Origin of the sequence: Acidovorax sp. HMWF018 (assembly GCF_003061035.1) — a bacterium.
GTDB lineage: Bacteria > Pseudomonadota > Gammaproteobacteria > Burkholderiales > Burkholderiaceae_C > Acidovorax > Acidovorax delafieldii.
The window spans coordinates 1-4073 of record NZ_QAIM01000051.1; the positions used below are offsets into that span (position 1 = coordinate 1).

A 4073-nucleotide genomic window follows, 5' to 3' on the forward strand; every position below is an offset into this window, starting at 1 on the left:
ATCCACAGCCACAGCAGGATAGGCACCAGCGTAGGCAGCACCAGAGAGCCCAGCTGGTAGCCATACACAATGGCCTCCATTTGCCACTGAGATACCCTGAGCAGACGGATGTCTGCCTGGGCGGCCAACACCATTTGCATCAGGGCGCTCATCGTCAGACTGAATGCCTGGAACGGTAGCAGCAGGACATACCCTGCAGCCACACGGCCCAGGCGCCCCCGGCCTCGGGCTGCCAGCAGCAGCGCAATGAAGATCGGCAGCCCGTATGCGTAGCGTGCTGTGCTGACATCGATGGTGATCTCCCCGCGTCTCCCGCCCGCGTCAGGAACAGGCACGGAGATCGCGGTATCCACCTCCATGGTGCCCGGCGACAAATGCACCTGCCGCACCCACATCGGCGCACTCTGCTCCAGCGCCATGTGCGAAAGCGCCCCCACGGGGTAGGAAGTCCATGCGGACACCTGCGACCACACAGTCGTCAGGACCACGATCCACCCGAAGGCAGACAGCATGAAGATCGTCAAGGGAGATAGTCGGCGCATGGGCAGTCCGTTCCTTCGCTTTCGGCTCATCGCACGGGCGGCGACAGGTCCAGAGACGCGCTCACCAGCGGGTCGGCAGGCTTTGGAGAGACTGCGGAGTACGCCGGGGGCGCAGGTGGATCTTCAGGCGGCGATGGAGGCCCGGACGCTTCCTGCGACTTGCTGCCTGCACGAACCCAGAGCAGCCAGACAACCAGCACGTCCAGCATGATGAGTGCCTGCCACAGGTACTCGTGCGCAAAGTTGAACACTTGCGTGTTCCACTGCCCGAGGTAGAAAAGACTGATCACCCGCACCACGTTGAGCCCTTGCACCGCCAGAAAGCCGACCAAAAGGCCCACCAGCTTGTGGCGCCAGGACGAGGGGAACGCCATCACGGCAGCAAACAGCACGATGCAGGCTTCGATGCCGTTGCATCCGGGCTCGATCGAAACACCAAAGCCGGTCGCGGTGTTCCAAAGCACCTTGCCCGCCGCCGCAGCGGTTTCGTCAAACAGCATGACCAACGCCACGCAGGCGCGCGCCAGCAACTCCGTCCACGGAAGAACCACATGCTGCTGTACCACGCCCAGCATGTTGATGCCAAAAAGGGAAAGCTGAAGCAGTACAAAGGTCAGAAAAAAACGCAGCATGGAACTCTTGGACAACAAAGCTGCCTGCAAAGATTCAGGCGAAGCTTCCATTATCGACAAACAAAAAAGCGGCCAGCACGCCTTGGTGCGTGCTGGCCGGCACCAGCCGGAGCGCTTCGCAGATGTGCGAAGCGCCGAGGAGGACTACTGCGAAGCGGTCAGCGACGACGTCCCCGTGCCGCCTGCCCCCAAGCCATCAGGCCCAGCAGGGTGGACAGGATGATCAGCCCCCACTCCGACAAGGTCGGAATGCTGCTGGTCCCGCTGGGCGGCACCGACACCGTGGTGGTGGTGGTGCTGGAGTTGTTGCCGGGATTGGTGTCACCCGGCGCATCCAGCGTGGCTGTGTTGACCAGCGGACGTGCGCCGGTATAGGGCGATGCCAGCGCTGTCACCAGCGTGAAGGTCCGCGAAGCCCCCACTGCCAGGGGCCCGATCGCGCACCGCACTGTGCCTGCCGCATTCACGCAGCCAACGGCCGAGACAAAGCTCACCCCCGCAGGCAGCACATCCACCACTTGTGCGCCATCGCTGGCCAGAGGGCCGTTGTTGGTGACCGTCAGTGTGTAGTTGAGCGATGCGCCAGGCGCCAAAGGCCCCACAGGTGCTGACTTGACCAGGGCCAGATCAGTCGCCACGGTAAAGCGGCGCGCAGTGGTGTCATGCGTGACCACGTTGTTGGCCAGGGTGGTTTCCGTCTCGTCCACGGTCACGCTGGCCCGGTTGAAGGCCGTGCCGCTGGTGGCACCCGCCACCGTGAGCGTCTCCGCACGCATGGCATAGGTCACCGTTGCCGTCTGGCCACTGTTAAGGCCTGGGAAAACGCAGCGCAGCGTGCCACTGGTAGCGCCCACGGTCGGCTCGGTACACACGCCCCCCGCATTCACGGTCAACGCACCTTGGTAGCTGAACGTCGCGGTCGGCGCCGAGCCTGGGGCCGGGAAGATGTCCGTCATCACCACATTGGTCCCATAGGAAGGTCCGCTGTTGTTGATGGTGATGGTGTAGGTGGTCGGTTGCCCCAGGTCCACCGGGTCGGCGCTGTCCACCTTGTTCACCAGGATATCGAGCTGTGCGGCCGTGACGGGTGTCGTGGTCGTTGCGCTGTTGTTGCTCGTGTTGGACTCGGCAGTGGCAGTGGTTGCAGCGATGCTGTTGACGACGTTGCTGCCCGCAGCGTTGCCCAGGGGCCGCATGCGATAGGTGGCCGTCTGCTGCGAGCCCGCCGTGATGCTCGTCCAGGTGCAGGTGAGGGTTCCTCCGACGGTGCCCGCCGTGATCGGCGAGCAGGATCCACCGCCGCTGACGGTGACCAGCTCGATGAAGGCGGCGTTGGAGGGCAAGGTGTCCACCATCTGCACCGTTTGCGCGGTGGACGGCCCGGTGTTTCCGATCGTCGCCACGAAGGTGATCGGTGCTCCGGCAGCCACGGAGGCGGGGGTCGCGGTCTTGGCAGCCGTGACATCCACCAGGGCGGTGACCTGGCTGGTCACGCTGCCGCTGTTGTTGGATTGATCAGGATCGCCCACATCGGTGGACCGCACGGTGGCCGTGTTCGTGCGATTTCCGGTAGCTGCGATATTGGGACGTACCACCAGGGTCACCGTCGCTTGTGCACCTGCTGCCAGGGTGCCCAGAGAACAGCTCAGGTTCTGCGAAGTCCCGTTGGTCACCCCGTTGGGCGTGCAAGAGCCCTGCGAGGCTGTAGCCGACTGAAAGCCCCCCGTATTGACCAGGCTGGCCAACGTGTCCGACACCACCACATTGGTGGCCGTTGCAGGGCCCAGGTTCTCCACGGTGATGACATAGGTCAGGCTCTCGCCGGCCACCACGGTGGTGGGCGACGCCGTTTTAGACACCACCCGCAGATCGGCCTGCGTTGCGGTAGATGTGACGCCGACCCCCGCACAGTTGTTGGCGGCATTGCTGTCCACCCGTACGCCTGCCCCCAGGGCCACGCAGGCGTTGTTGATGGCCGTACCGGTGCCGGTCAGCATGGCAGAGACGGTGACCACAGGCGCGTCGGTGTTGGCCGACAACGCAGTGGAGCGAGAGCAGTTCCATGCACCAGGCCCTGCAAACGGCAAAGCATCGCAGGTCCATCCGGTCGCGCTGACGAGGGTGTTGAGGGTGACCCCCGCCGGAACCTGGTCTGTGATGGTGATGGTCTGGCCCGCCGGGATGGCCAAGGGGCCGGTGTTGCGTGCTGTCAGTGTGTAGTTGAATGGCTGGTTGGGCACCACCGGGTTGATGCTCGCCGTTTTGGTCAACCGCATGTCTGCGTCGTTGCTGGACGTGACATTGGCCGTGGCGCTGTTGTTGCCAGGCACAGGGTCGGGCAGCGCGGTGCTGACACCCGCCGTGTTGCTCAACACCCCGGTGTTATCCGCCGTGGCTGTCACGGTAATCGCGGGCATGTTGCTGAAGTTGGCGCCCGTGTACTCTGACCGGGTGCAGGTGATGGTGGCATCACATGTCCATCCGGAGCCCGTCGCAGAAACAAAGGTCAACCCCGCCCCCAAGGTGTCGGTCACCGTGACGACCTGCCCCACCAGCGACATGCCGCCATTGAGGCGGGGCGTCAGGGTGTACACCACGTTGGCACCCTGCGCCACGTTGGAACTGGCGGCCGTCTTGGTGACCGACACATCCGCTCCAGCGTTGGAGGCCACATCTACAGTGACCGTGTTGTTGGTCAAATCCCCATCCGGCATGGTCGCGCTGTCTGGCTTGCGGCCAGCCACAGCAAATGCGGCAGTCACAGTGCCGTTCACATTGGACACAGCAGGCACGGTCAACACCGAGGTGGTGGCACCGTTCGCCAAGGTGCCCGAGCGGGTACAGCTCACGTTGCCACTGCTCAGCGGATAGCCGCTGGACGGCGTGCACGACCAGCCAC

Annotated in this window: 3 protein-coding genes; all 3 read right to left on the bottom strand. The window is 64.0% G+C overall.

The annotated features are described in order from the left end of the window. A partial coding sequence (locus DBR23_RS01790) for an exosortase H-associated membrane protein (protein ID WP_146191194.1) occupies nt 1-542 on the bottom strand: 542 nt, incomplete at its 3' end. Between the two features lie 26 nt (nt 543-568). Next, nucleotides 569-1174: an exosortase H gene (gene xrtH, locus DBR23_RS01795; RefSeq protein WP_108497111.1), complete on the bottom strand. Its 606-nt coding sequence runs from the start codon at nt 1172-1174 to the stop codon at nt 569-571. 158 nt (nt 1175-1332) lie between these two features. Next, nucleotides 1333-4073 (bottom strand): IPTL-CTERM sorting domain-containing protein (locus tag DBR23_RS01800; protein WP_199227608.1); only part of this gene is annotated, 2741 nt, incomplete at its 5' end.

What these genes read in the sequence shown, in the direction of transcription:
- xrtH (WP_108497111.1), bottom strand. Translation starts at nt 1,174, where the DNA reads ATGCTGCGTTTTTTTCTGACCTTTGTACTGCTTCAGCTTTCCCTTTTT.